A 19,350-nucleotide genomic window follows, 5' to 3' on the forward strand; every position below is an offset into this window, starting at 1 on the left:
CTCGCTTCGCTCCGTGCGCGCATGAGGCACATGTCGCGCTGTGTTGGATGACTCGCTCGCTGCGCTCGCTCATGCGAAGTACCCCTTCAGCTCGTCGGGCATCTCGGGCAACGGCTTCTCGTGGAGGCTGACGCCCGTCCCCTCGGCGTTGAGGGTGACCACGAGGTTCTTGGTGCCCCACTCCTCATCGGGCCCGGGGAAGTCGTCGCGGGTGTGCCCGCCGCGTGACTCCTCGCGGGCGAGCGCGGCCTTGGCGATGCACTCACTGACGATGAGCATGTTGCGCAGGTCGAGCGCGAGGTGCCAGCCGGGGTTGTACTGCCGGTGCCCCTCGACGACCATCGTGCTGGCTCGTGCCTTGAACGCCTCGATCGCGCTGAGCGACTCCTCCAGCTCGGGCGCCGTGCGGATGATCCCGACGAGGTCGTTCATCGACTGCTGGAGGTCCGACTGGATCGTGTAGGGGTTCTCCCCGCCCTCGACCTCGAACGGAGCCAGGGCGCTCGTCTGGGCCGACTTCACGTCCTCCTGGTCGACCTGCGGTCGACTGTCGCCGAGAGACCTGGCGTATGCCGTCGCGGCCTCGCCCGCGCGCTTGCCGAAGACGAGCAGGTCCCCCAGCGAGTTGCCCCCGAGCCGGTTGGAGCCGTGCATGCCGCCCGAGCACTCGCCCACGGCATACAGGCCGGTGACCGCGCTCTCCTGGGTGTCGGCGTCGACCTCGACCCCGCCCATGACGTAGTGGCACGTCGGGCCGATCTCCATCGGCTCGGCGGTGATGTCGACGTCGGCCAGCTCCTTGAACTGGTGGTACATCGACGGCAGCCGCTTGCGGATGAACTCGGGTGAGCGTCGCGAGGCGATGTCGAGGTAGATGCCGCCGTGCGGGGTCCCGCGACCCGCCTTGATCTCGGAGTTGATGGCGCGCGCGACCTCGTCGCGGGGCAGCAGCTCGGGTGGTCGCCGGTTGCTCTTCTTGTCGTCGTACCAGCGGTCGGCCTCCTCGACCGTGTCCGCGGTCTCGGTCTTGAAGTACTCCGGGATGTAGTCGAACATGAAGCGCTTGCCCTCGGAGTTGGTCAGGATGCCGCCGTCGCCGCGCACCGACTCGGTGACGAGCAGGCCCTTGACCGAGGGCGGCCAGACCATGCCGGTCGGGTGGAACTGCACGAACTCCATGTTGATGAGACTGGCGCCGGCCCGCATGGCCAGGGCGTGGCCGTCGCCGGTGTACTCCCAGGAGTTGGAGGTCACCTTGAAGGACTTGCCGATGCCGCCGGTGGCGAGGATGACGCTGGGGGCCTCGAAGACGATGAAGCGACCGGACTCGCGCCAGTAGGCGAAGGCGCCGGCGATCCTGCCGTCGGCCTTGAACAGGTCCGTCACCGTGCACTCCATGAAGACGTCGATGCCCAGGGCCACGGCTCGCTGCTGCAGGGTGCGGATCATCTCGAGTCCGGTGCGGTCGCCGACGTGCGCGAGCCGGGCGTACTTGTGGCCGCCGAAGTCGCGCTGGCTGATCAGCCCGTCCTCGGTGCGGTCGAACAGCGCCCCCCAGTCCTCGAGCTCCATGACCCGCTCGGGCGCCTCCTGGGCGTGCAGCTGCGCCATCCGCCAGTTGTTGAGCATCTTGCCGCCGCGCATGGTGTCGCGGAAGTGCACCTCCCAGTTGTCCTCGGGGTAGGAGTTGCCCATCGACGCGGCGATGCCTCCCTCGGCCATCACGGTGTGGGCCTTGCCGAGGAGGGACTTGCAGACGACAGCGACCCTGGCGCCGGAGTCGTGGGCCGCGATCGCCGCGCGCAGCCCGGCACCGCCCGCGCCCACGACCACCACGTCGTAGCTGTGGCGCTCCATGCCGCCCTGGGCGTCACCGGACATGGCGTTGCCCGTCATCGGGTGCCGGCCCTCGCCGGGCGCCGAGGCCTGCGTCATCAGAAGAACCTCACGTCGTCGATCACGCCCGCCGCCAGCAACCAGATGTAGAGGTCGACCAGGGCGACGGAGAACAGGGACACCCACGCGTAGCGACCGTGGTGGACGTTCTGCTTCGAGACCCAGGTCCACAGCTGGTAGCGCACGGGGTGCTTGGAGAAGTGCCGCAGCCGACCGCCGACCGCGTGCCGGCACGAGTGGCACGAGAGGGTGTAGAGCCAGATGAAGACGACGTTCACGAGCATGAGCACCGTGCCGAGCCCCATGTGGCCCCACTCGTGCTCGGCGTTGCGGAAGGCAAGCACCACGTCGAAGGTGAGGACCATCGCGACGAGCACCGCGGCATACCAGAACCAGCGGTGGACGTTCTGCAGGATCAACGGGAAGCGAGTCTCGCCGGAGTACGCTGAGTGCGGCTCGGCGACCGCGCACGCGGGCGGCGAGAGCCAGAACGCCCGGTAGTAGGCCTTGCGGTAGTAGTAGCAGGTCATCCGGAAGCCCAGCGGGAAGATCAGGATGATCAGCGCCGCGGACAACGGGAACGCCCTGAAGGGCTGCCCGAAGTCGGACGCGCCCTCGACGCAGTCGCCGAGGCAGGGCGAGTAGAACGGCGAGAGGTAGGGCGAGGCGTAGTAGTCGCGCCCCATGAACGCGCGGATGGTCGCGTAGACCACGAAGGCGCCGAACACCACGAAGGTCACGAGTGGCGAGAGCCACCAGCGGTCCTCGCGCAGGGTGCGCGCCTCGATCCCCGCCCGCGTCGGTCCTCGGACGCCGGTTCGATCCTGAGTCGCCACCGCCAACACCTCCCTGTGTTGGCTACACCTTGGTGGAAAAGCCACCGCAAGGGAAGGGGGCGCGCGGGCCGACCGACCGGGCCCGCGCGGGCGACCGACCGTGCCTCAGGCCTCGATGACGACGGGAATGATCATCGGGCGACGGCGGATCTTGCGACCCACCCAGCCCCCGACCGAGCGGCGCATGACCTGCTCGAGCTGGTAGCTGTCGTTCATGCCCCCGGCCGTCGCGTCGTCGAGGGCCTTGACCAGGCTCGGCATGACGTCGTCGAAGACCATGTCGCCCTCGACGAAGCCGCGGGCGGTGATCTCCGGACCGGCGACGATCTTGCCGGTCGTCGAGTCCATGACGACGATGACGGAGATGAACCCCTCGTCACGCAGGATTCGGCGGTCCTTCAGCAGACCCTCGTCGGCCTCACCGACGGACGACCCGTCGACATAGACGTAGCCGCACGGGACCGCACCGGCCACTCGCACCTTGCCCTCGACGAGGTCCACCACGACCCCGTCCTCCACGACGACGACCCCCTTGGGGTGCACCCCCGTCGCGAGCGCGAGGTCGGCGTTGGCGCGCAGGTGTCGCCACTCGCCGTGGACCGGCATGACGTTGCGCGGCTTGACGATGTTGTAGCAGTAGAGGAGCTCGCCGGCGCTGGCGTGGCCCGAGACGTGGACCTTGGCGTTGCCCTTGTGGACGACGTCGGCGCCGAGTCGCATGAGCCCGTTGATGACCCGGTAGACGGCGTTCTCGTTGCCGGGGATGAGCGAGGACGCCATGAGGACGGTGTCGCCCTCCCCCACCTCGATCTGGTGGTCCCGGTTGGCCATCCGCGACAGCGCCGCCATGGGCTCACCCTGCGAGCCGGTGCAGATGAGCGTCACCTTGTCGTCGGGCAGGTCCCCGAGCTTCTTGAAATCGACGAGGATGCCGTCGGGGACGTGGAGGTAGCCGAGGTCCGCGGCGATGCCCATGTTGCGCACCATCGAGCGGCCGACCATGGCGACCTTGCGGCCGGAATTCTCGGCGGCGTCGAGGACCTGCTGGACGCGGTGCACGTGGGAGGAGAAGCAGGCGACGATGACGCGTCGGCGCGCGTCCCGGAAGACGCGGTCGATGGCCGGGGCGATGTCCTTCTCGGGCGTGGTGAACCCGGGAACCTCGGCGTTGGTCGAGTCGGTCAGGAAGAGGTCGACGCCCTCCTCCCCCAGCCGGGCGAAGGCGCGCAGGTCGGTGAGGCGCCCGTCGAGGGGCAGCTGGTCCATCTTGAAGTCGCCGGTGTGCAGGATCGTGCCGCCGGAGGTGCGCACGAAGACGGCCAGCGCGTCGGGGATCGAGTGGTTGACGGCGACGAACTCGCAGTCGAAGACCCCGAACTTCTCGCGCCCGCCCTCCTTGACGGCCAGCGTGTAGGGCTTGATCCGGTGTTCCTTGAGCTTGGCCTCGATGAGGGCCAGCGTGAGGTTGGAGCCCACGAGGGGGATGTCGGACTTCAGGCGCAGGAGATAGGGCACCGCCCCGATGTGGTCCTCGTGACCGTGCGTGAGGACGATGGCCTGGACGTCGTCGAGCCGGTCGGCGATGTAGCTGAAGTCCGGGAGGATGAGGTCGATGCCCGGGTGGTGGTCGTCGGGGAAGAGGACGCCGCAGTCGATGACGAGCAGCTGGCCCTTGTGCTCGAGGACGGCCATGTTGCGGCCGACCTCACCGAGACCTCCGAGGGCGACGACGCGCACGCCATCGTCCGCGAGGGGTCCGGGCAGGGAGAAGCTCTGGGTGCGGGTGACTCACCGCAGGCCTGCTTCCTCGAGACCCTTGCGCAGGACCGCGAGGTGCTCGGGCGGTGACTCGACGAGCGGCAGCCGGACGAAGGCCGACTCGATGACGCCCAGCTCGACGAGCGCGGCCTTGGCCATGATGGCGCCCTGCGACGTCGTCATGATGGCGTCGACGGCCGGAATGAGCTTCTGGTGGATCGAGCGCGCGGTGGCGAGGTCGCCGGAGTCCACGGCCGCGATCATCGCGGCATACTCCTGGCCGGCGACGTGCCCGACGACCGAGACGCAGCCGACCGCACCCTGGGCGAGCAGGGCCAGCGTGAGCACGTCGTCCCCGCTGAACCAGAGCAGGTCGGTCGCAGCCAGGACGTGGGTCGAGGCCCACAGATCGGCCTTGGCGTCCTTGACCGCCGCGATGCGCGGGTGCTCGGCCAGCTCGACGAGCGTCTGCGTGCTGAACTCGACCCCGGTCCGGCCGGGGATGTCGTAGAGCATGATCGGCAGCTCGGTCGAGTCGGCCACGGCGCGGCAGTGCGCGAGCAACCCGGCCTGGGTCGGCTTGTTGTAGTACGGCGAGACGAGCAGCAGCGCGTCCGCCCCGACCTCGGCGACGCGACCCGCCATGTGGATGCTGTGTGCCGTGTCGTTGGAACCGACACCGGCCGTGATCGCCGCGCGGTCCCCCGCCACCTCGACCGCGAGGCGGACGACGTCGACGCTCTCGTCGTCCGTGAGGGTCGAGGCCTCGCCCGTCGTGCCGTTGACGACGATGCCGTCATGACCGTTCGCGACGAGGTGCTCGACGACGGCTCGCACCCCTGTCTCGTCGATGGATCCGTCCGGGTGCATCGGGGTGACCATGGCCGTGATGACCCGGCCGAAGGGGTTCGTCGTCATGGCCCTCAGAGTAGTCGTTGTCGACCCCGCACCTGCTCGCCGTAGTCGCTGCGCCGTCGGTGCTCACGGCTACGCTCGCACCCATGCGCCAGTACCTCGACCTCCTCGACCGCATCCTCGACGAGGGCGTCGACAAGTCCGACCGCACGGGCACGGGGACACGCTCGGTCTTCGGGCACCAGATGCGCTTCGACCTCGCCGAGGGCTTCCCCGTCGTCACCACCAAGAAGCTGCACCTGAAGTCGATCATCGGCGAGCTCCTCTGGTTCCTGCGCGGCGACACCAACGTCGGCTGGCTCCAGGAGCGCGGCATCTCGATCTGGGACGAGTGGGCCGACGAGCACGGGGACCTCGGACCCGTCTATGGCCACCAGTGGCGTTCCTGGCCCACCCCCGACGGCCGCCAGGTCGACCAGATCGCCAAGGTCATCGAGGGCATCCGCACCAACCCCGACAGCCGCCGCCACATCGTCAGCGCCTGGAACGTCGCCGACGTCGACGACATGGCCCTGCCGCCCTGCCACGCGCTCTTCCAGTTCTATGTGAGCCCCGCCAGCGAGGACCACGCAGCGAAGCTGCACTGCCAGCTCTACCAGCGCTCGGCCGACGTCTTCCTCGGCGTGCCGTTCAACATCGCCTCCTACGCCCTGCTCACGATGATGGTCGCCCAGCTCACCGACCTCGAGCCCGGCGAGTTCGTCCACACGCTCGGCGACGCGCACCTCTACTCCAACCACCTCGAGCAGGCCCGGCTCCAGCTGACCCGCGAGCCGCGCGCCCTGCCGACGATGCGCATCGCACCCAAGACCGCCATCGACGACTTCGACCTCGACGACTTCGAGCTCGTCGGCTACGACCCGCACCCGGCGATCAAGGCGCCGATCGCGGTCTGAGACACGTCTTCTCCGACTTTTCAACGATCAGGTATGCCGTCCGCTCACGGTGCGCGGCCGGCATGCCTGACGTCGTGGTTCCGCCGGCAATAGGGTGAGCGGCATGACCCAAGTGACCCTCATCGCGGCCGTCGGGCGCAACGGCGTCATCGGCGCGGACAACGACATGCCCTGGCACCTGCCCGAGGACTTCGCCTTCTTCAAGCGGACGACCATGGGCCACGCGATGGTCATGGGGCGCAAGACGTTCGACTCGATCGGTCGGGCACTTCCCGGGCGCCGGACCATCGTCATCACGCGCCAGGGCGACTGGCACCACGCCGACGTCGAGACCGTCCACTCCCTCGACGACGCACTCGGGCTGGCGGGTCCGGTGGGTGAGGTGTTCGTCGCAGGGGGCGGCGAGATCTATGCGCAGGCGATGCCGTTCGCGCACCGGCTGTTCATCACCGAGGTCGACCAGGAGCCCGACGGTGACGTGCGCTTCCCCGACATCGACCCGGCGCACTGGCGCGAGACGGCTCGTGAGCAGCGTGACGGCTTCGCCTGGGTGACCTACGAGCGTTCGCTGGCCTGACGAGGCGGTTCCCCGAGCGGACGGGCGCGTCATGGTCGCGTTCAGGCGACGCAGAACTCGTTCCCCTCAGGGTCCTCCATGACGACATGGCCGAGGACGTCGCCGACCTGCTCCTCTCGGACGACGCGCGCCCCGAGAGCGACGAGCTCGGGCACCTTCGCCCGAATCATCCGCTCCCGTTCGATCATGTCCCAGGGCCCCTCTCCCGCGACCCGGACGTCGATGTGGACCCGGTTCTTGCTCGACTTTTCCTCCGGGACCCGCAACCAGCCGATGGCCGGGCCACGACCGCCCGGGTCGATGATCGACGCGCCGTCCGGGTCGTCGTACCCCGGCTCCATGACGTACCCGAGGGCCTTGGCCCAGAACGCAGCCAACAGCTGCGGATCGCTCGCGTCGCAGCCCAAGGTCCAGTGGATCGCCATGGGCCGCAGACTATGACCCGTTGTGGACGATCTGCTTCCGGATCACCTGCTCCCCCGCGCCGATGCGCTTCCCGATGGCGCGCGCGCTGTGCGTCAGGGCTTGCGCGGGTCGACCGGCCCGGTCGAGGTGAACCGCTCGCGGTGGACGTGCTCGGCCCCGACGCCGGAGCCGATGAGCCAGGCCTCGACGTCGGCGATGAGGCCCTCGGGTCCGCACAGCCACCAGTCGTCGACGCCCTCGGGGCCGCCGACGTCGTCGAGCACGCTCCGGATGACGAGCGGGTCGATGCGTCCGTGCCGCACGCCCTCCACCCGCTCACGGCTGAGGACGTGCTCGATGCGCAGCCGGCCGCCCGAGTCCGCCTCGAGGGCAGCCGCCTCACGCCCGAGCACGGTCGACTCCCGGGTCCGGTTCGCGATGATGAGGTCGACGGTCGAGGCGTCGTCCTGCTCCAGGGCCGCCGCGGCGATCGCGAGGACGGGCGTGATGCCCGAGCCGCCGACGACGCCGACGTGGTGGCGTGGACCCGTCACCTCGTCGAGGACGAACTCCCCCAACGGTGGGAGCACGCCCATGACCTCGCCCGCGGCGACCTCGGACGCCAGCCACGGTGACATGCGCCCGCCCTGCACGGCCGCGGCCGCCACCCGGATGATGCCGTCGCGGCGGGCACGGCTCGGCGGCACCCAGATCGAGTAGGACTGCCGCACGTCCTCGTCGTTGATGAGCGCCCGCAGCGTGACGTACTGACCGGCGCGGTAGTCGAGGAACATCGGCATGTCGCTGACGTCGAAACCGATCGACACGGCGTGCTCCGCCACCGGGTCGACCTCGGCCACGGCGAGGGGACGGAAGACCGGGTGCGGCTTCGAGGGACGACGGAGCAGGGACACGCCCTCCATCCTCACAAACGCCTCCCGGTTAGGCTCGACCGCGTGACGATTTCCTCACGTACCTCCGACCGGGTCACCGTCATCACGATCGACCGGCCGGAGCGACGCAATGCGCTGAACCATGACGCCCTCGACGAGCTCGACGAGGCGGTCGGGGCAGCGATCGAGGTCTCGCGCGCCATCGTCGTCACCGGTGAGGGTGGACACTTCTGCGCCGGTGCCGATCTCACCGAGCTCGAGGACGTGGGCTTCACCGACCGGCTCGCCGAGGTCCTGGACCGCCTCTCGCAGGCGCCGATCACGACGGTCGCAGCGATCTCGGGCTCGTGCATGGGTCTCGGGATGCAGCTGGCTGTCGCGTGCGACCTGCGCGTGGTCACCGACGACGCCCGCTTCGCGGTGCCCGTGGCCAGGCTCGGGCTCATGGTCGACCACTGGACCCTCGAGCGGGTGACCCGCTTCTGGGGCGAGGGCGCGGCCCGTCACATGGTCCTCACCGGCGCGGTGCTCACCGCCGACGACGCGTGGCGGCTCGGCTTCGCCCAGGTGCGCGGCGACCTCGACGCCGCCCTCGAGCTGGCCGCGAGCGCAGCCGACCTCGCGCCCATGACCCAGGCGGGCTCCAAGCTCGGGTTCGACGCCCACGGCGGCAACCACACCGAGGTGGCGCGCTACGAGGCGGCCTTCGCCGAGGCCTGGTCCAGCGACGACCTGACCGAGGGCCGCTCGGCCTTCCGCGAACGACGCACCCCCCAGTTCCAGGGCAGATGAGCCACGACCACGGCGACGGCGCCGACCACTCGCACGCCATGGGTCCCACGGCTGATGCGAGCGTGCGGACCGCAAAGCCCACCGACGCTCCAGCCGTCGGTGTCGTCCAGGCTGCCGTCTGGACGCAGGCGTATGCCGGCCGACTGCCCGACGACGTCGTCGCCCTCTTCGAGGCGCCCGCCTTCGCCAAGGCCTGGCGGCAGTCGCTCGAGAGCCCGCCGGAGGGCGTGCACCGCCTGCTCGTCGCGAGAGCCGGGGAGCAGGTCGTCGGCTTCGCCGCGATCGGCCCGAGCCAGGACCCGGACGCCGGTCCGGCCTGCGGAGAGGTCACCGCGATGGGGGTGCACCCGGGCGCTCGTCGCATGGGCCACGGCTCCCGCCTGCTCAACGCCTGCGTCGACACCCTTCGTGGAGCAGGGGCCGAGGAGCTCGCGACCTGGGTCCTCGCCGACGACGAGGCCACCCGTGCGTTCCTCGTCGCCTCAGGTCTCGGACCCGATGGCGCCTTCCGCGACCGCGTCGTTTCGGCGGACGGAGACACGCTGCGCGAGGTCCGCCTCGTCGCCTCGCTCGCCCCACAGGACCCCGACCCCGAGGAGACGGAGCCGGGGCGGTGACGACCCCGGCGGCCGACCCGAGAGGTGGAGAAGCTCGCCGACGGTGAGCAGGCGGCATACCCACCGCTTGACGGGTCGAAGCGCAAAGCCGTTCTGCGACAGTCGCTCTCGGTCGGTATCGCGACCGGCGCCTATGGCATCAGCTTCGGCGCGCTCGGCGTCGCGTCGGGGCTGAGCGTCCTCCAGACGGTGGCCCTGTCGGTGCTCCTGTTCAGCGGTGGGTCGCAGTTCGCGGTCGTCGGGATCCTCGGCGCCGGCGGCACCGGGTCGGCCGCCGTGGCGACCTCGACCCTGCTCGGAGTGCGCAACGGCCTCTATGCCCTCCAGACGTCCCGGATCCTCGACGTGCGGGGTCTGCGGCGCCTGCTCGCGGCGCACCTGACGATCGACGAGTCGACGGCGGTCGGTGTGGCACAGGAGGACCGGCGTGCTGGCCGTCTCGGGTTCTGGGTCACCGGGATCGCCGTGTTCGTCTTCTGGAACCTCATGACGCTCGTGGGCGCGCTCGTGGGCAACGCCCTCGGCGACCCCGAGCGCTATGGCCTCGACGCGGCGGCAGCGGCGGCGTTCACGGCGCTGCTCTGGCCCCGTCTGCGCAGCCGTGACGCCGCCGCGACCATGGTCCTGGCCGTCGCGATCGCGCTCCTCACCTCTCCCCTGCTGCCCGTGGGAGTGCCGGTCATCCTCACCGTGCTCGCCGCCCTCGTCATCGGGCTGAGTGGCGGCGGCCGGCACGAACGAGCCACCACGGACCCCGAGGTCGCGTCATGAGCTCCTGGACCATCGTCCTGCTCGCGTCGGGACTCGCCTATGCCACCAAGCTCGCGGGCTACCTCGTGCCCGCGGCGTGGGTCGAGGGTCCGAAGCGCAGCCGCGTGCTGACGCTGCTCCCGGTGGCCCTGCTCGCGGGGCTGGTGGCCATCCAGACCTTCGGTGGCGACGGCGGCTCGCTCCACGTCGACGCCCGGCTGGCGGCCGTCGGCGCGGCCGTCGTCCTGCTGCTCCTGCGCGCGAACTTCCTCGTCGTCGTCATCGGGGCGGCTGCCGTCGCCGCCGGCCTCCGTGCGCTCGGGTGGGGCTGAGGCGCGGACACCTAGACTGGCGCGGTGCCCATGCCAGCCACCCGTGGCTCCAAAGTCCGGCTGGAGGTGCTCGGGGTGCCCGTGGCTGTGGAGTGCTTCGGCTCCCGTCACGAGACCCTCGCCGGCGCCCTCCGGCTGACGTGGTCCTGGTGCCTGACCACCGACGAGCTCGATCCCGTCGTCACCGTGCAGGCACTGCTCGACGCAGACCCTGCCGTCGTGGCGGACGCGAGCGCCACTGGGATGCTGGCCCACTGCGACGAGGACACCATGGAGGACTGGCTCACGCCGCACATCACGCGGGCCGCCATGGAGCACCTCGCCGGTCGGGTGCTCATGCTCCACGCATGCGTCCTGGCTCATCCCCGGACGGGCGCGGCCGTGGTGCTCGTCGGTCGGTCCGGAGCAGGCAAGACGACCCTCGCCCTCTCGCTGGGATCGCTCGGCTCGGGGCTGGCCTATGTCACGGACGAGACAGCGGCGATCGAGTCCGACCACGTCATCAGGCCGTTCCCCAAACCCCTCTCGCTGCATCGCGCAGATGGTCGGCTCAAGGCGCAGCGAGCCCCGGGCGACTGCGGCCTGACGGCACCCGGTCCGGGGCCGCTGCGCGCCGTTGCCGTGGTGCTGCTCGATCGCGCTTCCGGCCACACCGGACCTCCCATGCTCGACGTGGTCCCGACCTTGCCAGCGCTGTCTCGGTTGTCCGAGCACGCCTCCCACCTCAAGCGGTTGGATGCGCCCCTGCACCGACTCGCCGATCTGCTTGCCGCGTGCGGAGGGCTGCAGCGGCTGACCTACCGAGAGGCCGGCGACGTCACCGGTGCGGTCCACACGCTCGTGGGGGCGCCGTGAAGGCCAGGCGAGCGATCATCCACGACCTGTTCGTCGAGGGCGACCAGTGCGCTGTCTACGCAGGTGACCAGGTGGTCGTGCTCTCGCCGATCGCGACGACAGTGGTGGCGTTCCTCGGGAGGCACTGGACCCCAGTCCCCGAGATCGTCCACGCGGTGGAGTCGGCCTATGGTTCCCCGCCCGACGGAAGCACTGCCGACGCAGTGGGCCGCCTCCTGACCGAGCTCACGGCTGCGCACATCGTGGAATTGCAGGGGTTCGGCGTCTGACCTGCGAATTCGCGCTACGCTGAGCCTCTGGTGAGGGTCGTTGACGCCTCAACCTCACTGAGCCCCTGGGGGAGAGTCATGACGACACGCGAGCAAGAGTCGCCCGCTTCCACACGCAGGCTGGGTGTCAACCGACGCACCCTGATCCGCACTGGCGCTCATGTCGCGTGGACGGTGCCCGCGGTGCAGCTGGTCACGCAGTCGCCCGCCATGGCTGCGTCCGGCCCCGCCGCCCTGACCGTCACTGCGACCAACAGCGGGTGGACCGGCGCGAGCACCGCGCTCGCCCGCTTCACCGTGACCACGACCGTGACCAACAACAACACCCAGCCCACGACGGACCTCAAGGTCACCTACACGCTGCCCGTCGGCGTCACCGCCGTGGTGACCCCGCCAGCGGGATGGACCGTGGTGTCCGGCAACGGATCCAACGTCATCACCATCGACAAGGTCGACCCTCAGCTGGGGGCCAACGCCTCCACCGGACCGTTCGTCGTGACCTTCGACCCGGTCGACACCGTCGTCGGCAACCAGATCCTGGTCAACGTCACGGCCACCCCAGGCGCCCCCGGCACGCCGGGTTCGACCACGACGACCGTCGCCGCGAGCCCCCCGGTCCTCAGCATCAACGCCGGCACGTGGTCCGCAGGCCCAGGCAATCCGTCGCGGACGATGACGTTCACCTCGCGGACCATCACCAACACCGGCTTCCAGACCACGACCAGCCTTCGCGTAGTGCTCACCCTGCCAGCTGGCTTCCCCACCCCTATCAGCACGGCAACCGCTCCAGGCTGGACCTCCTCCATCACGGGAAACACCGTGACTTTCACCTCGAACACGCAGATCGGCCGCAATGGCACGGTGACCTTCCAGCCGACACTCACGTTCTCGAGCGGCAACTTGAACAGCACCACGGGCACAGTCCAGCTCGCCGTCACCGCGACGAACCCGGGCACCACCCCGGCCAACGGGACAGCAACCAAGGCGTGAGCGTCACTCCGTCGGCCTGACGAGCACGGCACCTGACTCGCTTTGCGGCCGGGTCAGCGACGCGGGACCTCCAGTTCGTCGAGGTCTGCGACGTCGTCGAGCTCGTCCTCCTCGTCCACATCAGCGGGATGAATCGACGATCGCTCGTCCGGGAGGGCGAGGAGCACGAGGAAGAACGGGATCATCAGCACCCGCTGCCGGGAGAGGATGCCGAAGTTCCCGAAGCCGGAGAACGCCCAGATGAACGCCGCCGTGAACAGCAGGCAGAACACCAGGTAGGGCGCTCGTCGCAGGACCCCGGGAAGGCGGCGCAGGCGTGGCCACGCACGCACCGTCAGCCAGAGCAGGAACACACCCTCGAGGCTCTGCACGAGCATCTGGGCGTTGCCTGCCTCCCAGACGAACGGCCGGAACAGCACGGTGACCACCGCGACGGGTATCCCCCAGACCGACGAGACGGGAACGGCTTCGAAGGTCGACCCGCCCTGGGAGGTCTGCCCGCTGGCCGCGTCCACGGTCTCCGAGACCGCCTGCCAGCTCAGGTCGTCGGTGCCCAGGAAGACGGCCGACTGCGACGCGAGGACCAAGGCGGCCGCGCCGAGCACCAGCACACCCACACCCTTCTTGAGGATGCCGGTGGGCTGGTCGCCGGCGGGGCGGAAGAGCTGAGCGATGAACAGGGCAGCGAAGAGCAGCACCGTGACGTGCGGGCGGACGATGGCGGTGCCGCCAGCTCCGATGACGAGGAGCGCGATGGCGCCGGGTGCACTGGCGAAGAGCCGGGCGGCGCCCAGCGCCGTGACCCCGACGAACAGGAGGAGCCACGCCTCCTTGCCGATGCTCGAGGGCCAGTACAGCATCGAGGGCAGGAACATGACCAGCACGGCATACCTGCGTCCGTCACCCGTCGGGACAGCGGTCCGGAAGGCTCGGAACAGGAGGTACTGGCCCCAGAAGGCGAACGTCCCGAACACGAGGAACCCGGCCAGCGGCGACGGGCCGATGACGGTGTAGACCGCCGTGGTGATGAGCTCCATGTACTGCGTGCCCTGCTTGCCGCCCCACTCCCAGACGATGGAGCCCTGCCGCCAGAGCTGGTGCTGGTTCGCGGCATAGCGGTTGTAGCGCTCCGCATCGGCCGCGCCGCCGTAGACCACGTAGGCGACGACGTAGCGCAGCAGGGCGCCGACCAGCTTGGCGCCGAACGCGGCCAGCAGCAGGGTGAGCAGCCACGGTTCGCTCGCTGACCGGGCGATCCTGACGATGAGCGCCAGGTTGAGGACGACGAGGACGGGCACGACCACGATGGCGCCCCACACGTTGTAGGACTGCTCCTCCAGCGCCCAGGCGAAGCCGAGAGCGATGCCCCCCGCGAGGAGGACGCCGAGCGCCACCGAACCCAGCCGGAGGGCCGCTCGACTCGTCAACGGCTCAGGCGGAGGTCGTGCGCACGTCGCGACGACTCCCGGACTCGGGGTCGGATTCCTCCTGGTGCGGCGGGCCGGCGAGCTCGTCGCCTCCTGACCTGCCCCGGCCCGGTCGTCTGCGCCAGCCCCCCTTGCCGCGGTCTGCGCCGTTGCCATAGCCGTTGCCGTAGCCGGTCCCATAGCCGGTCCCATAGCCGTAGCCGTAGCGCCCGGCTCCCCTCGTCGGCGCGCCCACGATGACCACTCCGGTCACCGGGACCTGGAACCGACCCAGGAGCTCGGCGACCCGGCGTCCGGCAGCGTCGGTGATGCGACCGTGCCGCACCACGACGACCACGGTGTCGACGACGGGCAGCACGTCGAAGACGTCACTGGCGGCCAGCAGCGGGGCGGTGTCGATGATGACGACGTCGGCGAGGGCGCGAACCTCGGCGATGAGGCCACCCATGAGGCTGGCCAACGATGCCGGGTGGGACAACCGGGTGCCCGCCGTCATGATGCGCACGCCGGAGATGCTCGTGGGTCGGATCAACGCCTCGAGCGAGGACTCGTTGTGCCGGCTGAGGTAGTCCGAGATGCCCGCGCCCTGTGGCACGTCGAAGAGCGTGTGCGTGTCGGGCGAGCGGAGGTCGCCGTCGAGGACGAGGACACGTTGACCGCTCTCCGCAAAGCTCACGGCGAGGTTCGCGACGGTCGTCGTCTTGCCCTCAGCAGGGTGTGCAGACGTGACGAGGACGACGCGGGCCCCTTCGGGCTGCGCGGCGCCCGCGTCGAGCAACCGACCCGGCACGGCTCCATCGGCAAGCCGCTGGCTCGCGGTGTGGACGATCGCCGTGCGCGCCCCGCGGTACGCATCGGCATACGGACTCAGCGGTTGCTCCGCCACCCCGATCGTCTTGTCCGAGCGCTTGGTGCGCCCCAGCCGCGGCACCTCGGCGACGATGGGCAGGGCGAGAGCGGCAGCGATCTCCGTGCGCGTGCGCAGACGAGAGTCCAGCCGGTCCAGCGCCAGAGCGAGGGCGAGCCCCAGGAGGAGGCCCAGCATCGCGCTCAGGGCCGCTCGCACCGGCCGGCTCGGCGGGACGACGAAGCCGCCGCTGTTGGCGTTCGGGATCGGGGAGGCGGCCTGGAGGACGGTGACTCCGGCGTCGCCGGTCCCCGGCCGCGGCTGCTCGAAGAAGGACACCGCCTCGTCGGCGAAGGCGTTGGCGACGGCAGCGGCCCGAGCGCCGTCAGTGGCCGTCGCGGACACGGTGAGCGCGGCGGCGATGAACTCGGGCTTGACCGTGAGCCCGGCGGCCAGCACCGCGGGGTCACCCTCATAGGCCAGTCGCCTCGCCGCACCCCGCGGGATCTCGCCCGTGGTGAGGAAGAGCGCAATGCGTCCCAGCTGACCGTTGACGTCCTCGGTTCTCTCCACCAGGAGGGTCGCCGTGGCCGTGTAGCTGCCGGCTCCCTCCGTGACGTCGGGGTTGGCGGGCGTGACCGTCCACATGACGGCACCGGCGACGAGCGTGCACAGGGCGATGACGAGCCAGCGCTGACGAAACGCCTTCAGGTAGTCATTGAGCTTCATGCCGTCTCTCCCACCGCTCACGACAGGGCGTCGTCCCTCCGGGCAGGTGCACCACGCTCGGGGTGAGCTCGCGGGCCGATCGTATCCGAGCAGAGGCCGCCGACCAGTCGAAACGGCCATCCCGCTGCACGAAGCCGCGGCGAGCGAACCTCAGGCGATGCCGAGGTAGTGCTCGAGGCCGACGGTGAGACCGGGGTGATCGCCCACCTTGCGGACGGCGGCGAGGACTCCGGGCATGAAGGACACGCGGTCGAAGGAGTCGTGGCGGATCGTGAGCATCTCGCCGGTCTGGCCGAAGAGGACCTCCTGGTGCGCCACGAGTCCGCGCAGCCGAACCGAGTGCACGGGTATGCCGTGTGCCCGCGCTCCGCGAGCACCGTCCGGATCGCTCGTGGTGGCGTCCTGCACCGCCGCCAGGCCCACTCGGTCGCGCGCGGCGCCGATGAGCTCGGCGGTGCGGGCAGCCGTGCCCGAGGGCGCGTCGACCTTGTCCGGGTGGTGCAGCTCGATGACCTCGACCGACTCGTAGAACTCGGCAGCCTTCTCTGCGAAGGCCATCATCAGCACCGCGCCGATCGCGAAGTTCGGTGCGATGAGCACTCCGACGTCCGGGTGCTCCTCCAGCCGGGTGCCGAGCTCGGCCAGCTTGCCCTCGCTCCAACCGGTCGTGCCCACGACGACATGGACACCCTGGTCGAGGCAGTGGGCGACGTTGGCGGCCGAGGCGTCGGGGACCGAGAACTCTACGACGACATCGGCGTCCGCGAGGTCACCGAGGTCGTCCCCCACGTCGAAGCGACCAGCCAGCTCGAGGTCGTCGGCTGCCTCGACGGCCCGACACACCTCCGAGCCCATGCGTCCGGATGCGCCGATGACCGAGACCCTGGTGATGCTCACGCCCGAACTCTAGTGCGGCTCGCGGTGCCCTGCCCCGGCGCCGCCCACGCGCGTGGAAGCGAGGAGCTGCGGGACGACGAGGGCGACGACGGAGACCGGAGCGGCCGCGAACAGCCCGAGGGGGACGGCCAGCCACGGCACCAGGCCGGCAACGGCCACGAGGCCCGCAAGACCGGCGGCGACGAGGGGCAGGGCCCGCGCGACCCACACCGGCGAGGCGATGCGGCGTTCGGCGGCCCGTGCCGCCACCCAGAGCCAGACGCCCACGAGGGCCGCGACGACCGAGGTCCCGGCGCCGAGGAGGAGCGCCTGAACCGTCTCCTCCGAGCTCGCGGACGCCAGCTGACCCATGGAGAACAGGAAGGCGGCGAAGACCAGCTCCACCACGACGACACCTCCGACGAGGAGACTGACGTTGCGGGCCAACGGCGCCCGGCGAGATGTGGGGTCGCTCATGCGAAGGTCGGCCAGCTGCTGCCCGGGAACGCCGACATGTCCGTGAGCGAGCCGTTGAGGTTGCCCTTCTGCACCAGGCAGGTTCCGGTCAGGATCCCCGTCCCCACGAGCAACGCCACGAAGAAGCCCGCGATCGCGAGCTTCACGCCGAGCGGGATGCCCACGACCGCCCCCGGGCCGGTGGCCGTCGAGGCTGCGGCGACGAGGATCCCGGCGATGGCCGCCATGATCGCGGTGACGATCGACCCCCACCAGACGATGATGGCCAGCGCGACGTTGTCGAGCGCCCCGGCGATCTTCTCGGCGATCGGGCCGACCGCCTTGAAGGCGGCGATCTGGTCCTTGGAACGGGAGACATAGATGTCCGAGGCCGTGCCCTTCCAGTAGACATCGACGTCGGTCGTCTCCTGGGTGACCGTTCCGGCCCACGGCGTGACCACCTGACCCACGTCCTTGCGCCACGAGGTCGCGGCGTCGTACAGGATCCACGGAGCACCGAACACGTTCCAGTGGTCCGCGAACCACGCGGTGAACTTGTTCCACAGGGGGACCACGAGGTTGTTCCACAGGTCGACGGCCCGGTCGGCAGCCCACCCGAAGAAGCGGCCTATCTTGCGCACGACCGAGTTGAAGTTCTCGAGGCACTCGTCCATCTTGCGCTGGAACTCCTCGTACTTGGCGCGGATCTTCTCCATCAGCTCTTCGGCGGTCATGTCCTCGTCCTCACGGGTTCGTCGGTGACCAGATGGCACCGATCTGCGCCAGGGCGGCGTCGTCGTCGGTGGCGTACTGTCGCTCGGTGCCCTTGAGCGTGTCGTCGATGAGCGTCATCGCGGCGGCCCCCTGGCCCAGCAGGGTGGCGACTCGGTCGCGGACGTCGTCGTACGTCGACACGAACCCGGTCATGTCGCCGATGACGGACGCGCCGTTGGTCGTCACGTTGATCGCATTCGCGTTGGTCTGGGCAGTGGTCATGTCGGTCTCGGCCGAGCTCCAGGTGGCCGCTGCGTCCAGAAGTGCCTGCCGTTCGACTTCGTAGCTCATGTCGTCCTCCCGTGGGTGGTGGATGCGTCCGCGGTCATGGCTGGAGCCCGAACCGGCGGCTGAGGGTGTGAGGGTCGCCCAGGCGGCGCATGGCCTCCTGGGTGGATCGGGCCGTCTCGCTCACCGTGGCGAAACCCGCCATCATCTGCCTCTGCGCGTCCTGCAGCGTGTCACCGACGAGGCGACCGATGTTGGCGGGGTGTGCGCCGGCGAGCCACCGGGGGTCGAGCTCGAGCCGCGAGATCTCGCCGCTCGAGTCGATCTCGACGTGGACCTCACCGCGTCGACTCCGCGCTGACGCCGTGTGGGCCGAGGCGGAGTCCAAGGAGGACTCGAGCGCCGCGAGCGCCTGCTCGGCCTCCCCGAAGATCTCCCCCAGCAGCCGCTCGGCCTCCTCCCGGCTCACCGGCTCGGTGCGACCGAAGATCTCCCCGCTGTCCTGCGGCATGGGCATCGGGCGCGCCGGGGGGAGGGGCTGCGCGTCGATGGCCTCGACCTTGGTCGCGAACTCGTCCAGGACGCTGCCCTGCGTGCGGACCAGCGCCTCGAGGATGACGTCCGAGAGGGAGGCCTCGTCTGTCCGGGTGCGCCAGTGGGGAGAGATCCGGACATCACGGACGTCGCCGTCGGGACCGATGCGCACCGTGACGATGTCGAGCTCGTCGTGGCCTTCCCGCTCGATCCGCTCCGGCGCAGCAGCCTCCAGCGCCTGGATCTCGCGGTCGTTTTGCTCACGCAGCTCGTGGAGCTCTTCTCGGAAGTCCTTCGGCACGGCATACCCCTCTCGTCGCGTCCTTCATCGGCGCCCCTGCGCGCTGCACCGAGTCTCACGGCGGCCCGCGTTCTTCGCAATGGGGAGCACTCCCCCCGTCCCTGAGACACACCATGGCGTATGCCGTTCACCTGGTGTTCATCTTTGGTGTACCTTTGGGTGAACAGAAGGTGAACGACCGCCCGTGACTCCATTGGCGTCGCCCACCTCCCGCAGGTCCTCGAGAGGAGACACCCATGAAGAAGGTCGCCACGACCGTCACGGGTCCGGCCTGCCTGACGATGCGTTGGGTGCCGGTCACCCGGGACGGACGCACTCGGATGGAGATGCGCTGGAGCGCACCCGCCACCGTCCGCCGCATCCCCAAGGTCGCCTGACCCGCTACACGAACCAGGAC

22 protein-coding genes and 1 pseudogene are annotated in these 19,350 nt (G+C 69.9%); 10 read left to right on the forward strand and 13 right to left on the reverse strand.

Annotation, left to right across the window (positions count from 1 at the left end):
* Nucleotides 1–69: 69 nt before the first annotated feature.
* From ACZZ98_RS00900 to dapA, 4 genes and pseudogenes are all read right to left on the reverse strand, one after another.
* On the reverse strand, nucleotides 70–1,935 hold the full coding sequence (locus tag ACZZ98_RS00900; RefSeq protein WP_463514522.1) for a fumarate reductase/succinate dehydrogenase flavoprotein subunit: 1,866 nt from the start codon (nucleotides 1,933–1,935) through the stop codon (nucleotides 70–72).
* A complete protein-coding gene (locus ACZZ98_RS00905; RefSeq protein ID WP_463514523.1) occupies nucleotides 1,935–2,732 on the reverse strand; it encodes a hypothetical protein in 798 nt (265 codons plus the stop codon). Before ACZZ98_RS00905 ends, ACZZ98_RS00900 begins: the two co-directional genes overlap by 1 nt.
* A 105-nt stretch (nucleotides 2,733–2,837) precedes the next feature.
* Nucleotides 2,838–4,524, reverse strand: a pseudogene (locus ACZZ98_RS00910) (ribonuclease J).
* Complete coding sequence (dapA, locus tag ACZZ98_RS00915; protein WP_463514524.1) at nucleotides 4,521–5,408, reverse strand: 4-hydroxy-tetrahydrodipicolinate synthase; 888 nt, start codon at nucleotides 5,406–5,408, stop codon at nucleotides 4,521–4,523. Before dapA ends, ACZZ98_RS00910 begins: the two are co-directional and overlap by 4 nt.
* Nucleotides 5,409–5,491: 83 nt before the next feature.
* Between dapA and ACZZ98_RS00920 the strand changes: the two genes are divergently transcribed.
* Both ACZZ98_RS00920 and ACZZ98_RS00925 read left to right on the forward strand, forming a co-directional pair.
* Nucleotides 5,492–6,301: a thymidylate synthase gene (locus tag ACZZ98_RS00920; protein WP_463514525.1), complete on the forward strand. Its 810-nt coding sequence runs from the start codon at nucleotides 5,492–5,494 to the stop codon at nucleotides 6,299–6,301.
* A gap of 103 nt (nucleotides 6,302–6,404) precedes the next feature.
* Nucleotides 6,405–6,878, forward strand: coding sequence for a dihydrofolate reductase (locus ACZZ98_RS00925; RefSeq protein WP_463514526.1), 474 nt, complete (start codon nucleotides 6,405–6,407; stop codon nucleotides 6,876–6,878).
* A gap of 41 nt (nucleotides 6,879–6,919) precedes the next feature.
* On the opposite strand, the gene ACZZ98_RS00930 is transcribed toward ACZZ98_RS00925, so the two are convergent.
* Both ACZZ98_RS00930 and ACZZ98_RS00935 read right to left on the reverse strand, forming a co-directional pair.
* The gene (locus ACZZ98_RS00930) at nucleotides 6,920–7,303 is read right to left on the reverse strand and encodes a VOC family protein (protein ID WP_463514527.1); all 384 of its coding nucleotides are present in this window, start codon (nucleotides 7,301–7,303) and stop codon (nucleotides 6,920–6,922) included.
* A gap of 93 nt (nucleotides 7,304–7,396) precedes the next feature.
* On the reverse strand, nucleotides 7,397–8,206 hold the full coding sequence (locus ACZZ98_RS00935) for an FAD-binding oxidoreductase (RefSeq protein WP_463514528.1): 810 nt from the start codon (nucleotides 8,204–8,206) through the stop codon (nucleotides 7,397–7,399).
* Nucleotides 8,207–8,239: 33 nt separating this feature from the next.
* Here ACZZ98_RS00935 and ACZZ98_RS00940 point away from each other — a divergent pair, with 33 nt between their 5' ends.
* The 7 genes from ACZZ98_RS00940 (at nucleotide 8,240) to ACZZ98_RS00970 (ending at nucleotide 12,781) form a co-directional block, all read left to right on the forward strand.
* Complete coding sequence (locus tag ACZZ98_RS00940) at nucleotides 8,240–8,968, forward strand: enoyl-CoA hydratase (protein ID WP_463514529.1); 729 nt, start codon at nucleotides 8,240–8,242, stop codon at nucleotides 8,966–8,968.
* Nucleotides 8,965–9,585, forward strand: a complete 621-nt coding sequence (locus ACZZ98_RS00945; protein WP_463514530.1) for a GNAT family N-acetyltransferase — start codon at nucleotides 8,965–8,967, stop codon at nucleotides 9,583–9,585. The genes ACZZ98_RS00940 and ACZZ98_RS00945 overlap by 4 nt, the downstream gene beginning before the upstream one ends.
* 24 nt (nucleotides 9,586–9,609) lie before the next feature.
* Entirely contained in the window at nucleotides 9,610–10,356 is a 747-nt protein-coding gene (locus ACZZ98_RS00950; protein WP_463514531.1) for an AzlC family ABC transporter permease, read from the forward strand.
* Nucleotides 10,353–10,667: an AzlD domain-containing protein gene (locus tag ACZZ98_RS00955; RefSeq protein ID WP_463514532.1), complete on the forward strand. Its 315-nt coding sequence runs from the start codon at nucleotides 10,353–10,355 to the stop codon at nucleotides 10,665–10,667. The genes ACZZ98_RS00950 and ACZZ98_RS00955 overlap by 4 nt, the downstream gene beginning before the upstream one ends.
* Before the next feature lie 24 nt (nucleotides 10,668–10,691).
* Complete coding sequence (locus ACZZ98_RS00960) at nucleotides 10,692–11,522, forward strand: hypothetical protein (RefSeq protein WP_463514533.1); 831 nt, start codon at nucleotides 10,692–10,694, stop codon at nucleotides 11,520–11,522.
* A complete protein-coding gene (locus ACZZ98_RS00965; protein ID WP_463514534.1) occupies nucleotides 11,519–11,791 on the forward strand; it encodes a hypothetical protein in 273 nt (90 codons plus the stop codon). Before ACZZ98_RS00960 ends, ACZZ98_RS00965 begins: the two co-directional genes overlap by 4 nt.
* Nucleotides 11,792–11,974: 183 nt before the next feature.
* Entirely contained in the window at nucleotides 11,975–12,781 is an 807-nt protein-coding gene (locus tag ACZZ98_RS00970; protein WP_463514535.1) for a hypothetical protein, read from the forward strand.
* A gap of 53 nt (nucleotides 12,782–12,834) precedes the next feature.
* Here ACZZ98_RS00970 and ACZZ98_RS00975 read toward each other — a convergent pair whose 3' ends face one another.
* The 7 genes from ACZZ98_RS00975 to ACZZ98_RS01005 all read right to left on the reverse strand — a co-directional run bounded on the left by ACZZ98_RS00975 (nucleotide 12,835) and on the right by ACZZ98_RS01005 (nucleotide 18,953).
* Nucleotides 12,835–14,208 (reverse strand): hypothetical protein, encoded by a 1,374-nt coding sequence (locus tag ACZZ98_RS00975; protein WP_463514536.1) that lies wholly within the window; start codon nucleotides 14,206–14,208, stop codon nucleotides 12,835–12,837.
* Between the two features lie 4 nt (nucleotides 14,209–14,212).
* A complete protein-coding gene (locus ACZZ98_RS00980; RefSeq protein WP_463514537.1) occupies nucleotides 14,213–15,784 on the reverse strand; it encodes an AAA family ATPase in 1,572 nt (523 codons plus the stop codon).
* A 150-nt stretch (nucleotides 15,785–15,934) separates the two neighbouring features.
* A complete protein-coding gene (gene dapB / locus ACZZ98_RS00985; protein WP_463514538.1) occupies nucleotides 15,935–16,681 on the reverse strand; it encodes a 4-hydroxy-tetrahydrodipicolinate reductase in 747 nt (248 codons plus the stop codon).
* 9 nt (nucleotides 16,682–16,690) lie between these two features.
* Nucleotides 16,691–17,137, reverse strand: coding sequence for a hypothetical protein (locus ACZZ98_RS00990; RefSeq protein ID WP_463514539.1), 447 nt, complete (start codon nucleotides 17,135–17,137; stop codon nucleotides 16,691–16,693).
* Nucleotides 17,134–17,850 (reverse strand): hypothetical protein, encoded by a 717-nt coding sequence (locus ACZZ98_RS00995; protein ID WP_380085088.1) that lies wholly within the window; start codon nucleotides 17,848–17,850, stop codon nucleotides 17,134–17,136. The genes ACZZ98_RS00990 and ACZZ98_RS00995 overlap by 4 nt, the downstream gene beginning before the upstream one ends.
* A 10-nt stretch (nucleotides 17,851–17,860) precedes the next feature.
* A complete protein-coding gene (locus ACZZ98_RS01000) occupies nucleotides 17,861–18,181 on the reverse strand; it encodes a hypothetical protein (protein ID WP_463514540.1) in 321 nt (106 codons plus the stop codon).
* Nucleotides 18,182–18,215: 34 nt separating this feature from the next.
* Nucleotides 18,216–18,953, reverse strand: a complete 738-nt coding sequence (locus ACZZ98_RS01005; protein WP_463514541.1) for a hypothetical protein — start codon at nucleotides 18,951–18,953, stop codon at nucleotides 18,216–18,218.
* Between the two features lie 236 nt (nucleotides 18,954–19,189).
* On the opposite strand from ACZZ98_RS01005, the gene ACZZ98_RS01010 reads away from it, so the two are divergent.
* Complete coding sequence (locus tag ACZZ98_RS01010) at nucleotides 19,190–19,330, forward strand: hypothetical protein (RefSeq protein WP_380085091.1); 141 nt, start codon at nucleotides 19,190–19,192, stop codon at nucleotides 19,328–19,330.
* The last annotated feature ends 20 nt before the right edge of the window (nucleotides 19,331–19,350 follow it).

It is taken from the genome of Knoellia sp. AC549, assembly GCF_979258975.1.

Excerpts from the sequence above, each read along its gene's own strand:
- ACZZ98_RS00900 (WP_463514522.1), bottom strand. The coding sequence starts at position 1,935 with ATGACGCAGGCCTCGGCGCCCGGCGAGGGCCGGCACCCGATGACGGGC.
- dapA (WP_463514524.1), bottom strand. The coding sequence starts at position 5,408 with ATGACGACGAACCCCTTCGGCCGGGTCATCACGGCCATGGTCACCCCG.
- ACZZ98_RS00920 (WP_463514525.1), top strand. The coding sequence starts at position 5,492 with ATGCGCCAGTACCTCGACCTCCTCGACCGCATCCTCGACGAGGGCGTC.
- ACZZ98_RS00925 (WP_463514526.1), top strand. The coding sequence starts at position 6,405 with ATGACCCAAGTGACCCTCATCGCGGCCGTCGGGCGCAACGGCGTCATC.
- ACZZ98_RS00930 (WP_463514527.1), bottom strand. The coding sequence starts at position 7,303 with ATGGCGATCCACTGGACCTTGGGCTGCGACGCGAGCGATCCGCAGCTG.
- ACZZ98_RS00935 (WP_463514528.1), bottom strand. The coding sequence starts at position 8,206 with ATGGAGGGCGTGTCCCTGCTCCGTCGTCCCTCGAAGCCGCACCCGGTC.
- ACZZ98_RS00945 (WP_463514530.1), top strand. The coding sequence starts at position 8,965 with ATGAGCCACGACCACGGCGACGGCGCCGACCACTCGCACGCCATGGGT.
- ACZZ98_RS00955 (WP_463514532.1), top strand. The coding sequence starts at position 10,353 with ATGAGCTCCTGGACCATCGTCCTGCTCGCGTCGGGACTCGCCTATGCC.
- ACZZ98_RS00980 (WP_463514537.1), bottom strand. The coding sequence starts at position 15,784 with ATGAAGCTCAATGACTACCTGAAGGCGTTTCGTCAGCGCTGGCTCGTC.
- ACZZ98_RS00990 (WP_463514539.1), bottom strand. The coding sequence starts at position 17,137 with ATGAGCGACCCCACATCTCGCCGGGCGCCGTTGGCCCGCAACGTCAGT.
- ACZZ98_RS00995 (WP_380085088.1), bottom strand. The coding sequence starts at position 17,850 with ATGACCGCCGAAGAGCTGATGGAGAAGATCCGCGCCAAGTACGAGGAG.
- ACZZ98_RS01000 (WP_463514540.1), bottom strand. The coding sequence starts at position 18,181 with ATGAGCTACGAAGTCGAACGGCAGGCACTTCTGGACGCAGCGGCCACC.
- ACZZ98_RS01010 (WP_380085091.1), top strand. The coding sequence starts at position 19,190 with ATGAAGAAGGTCGCCACGACCGTCACGGGTCCGGCCTGCCTGACGATG.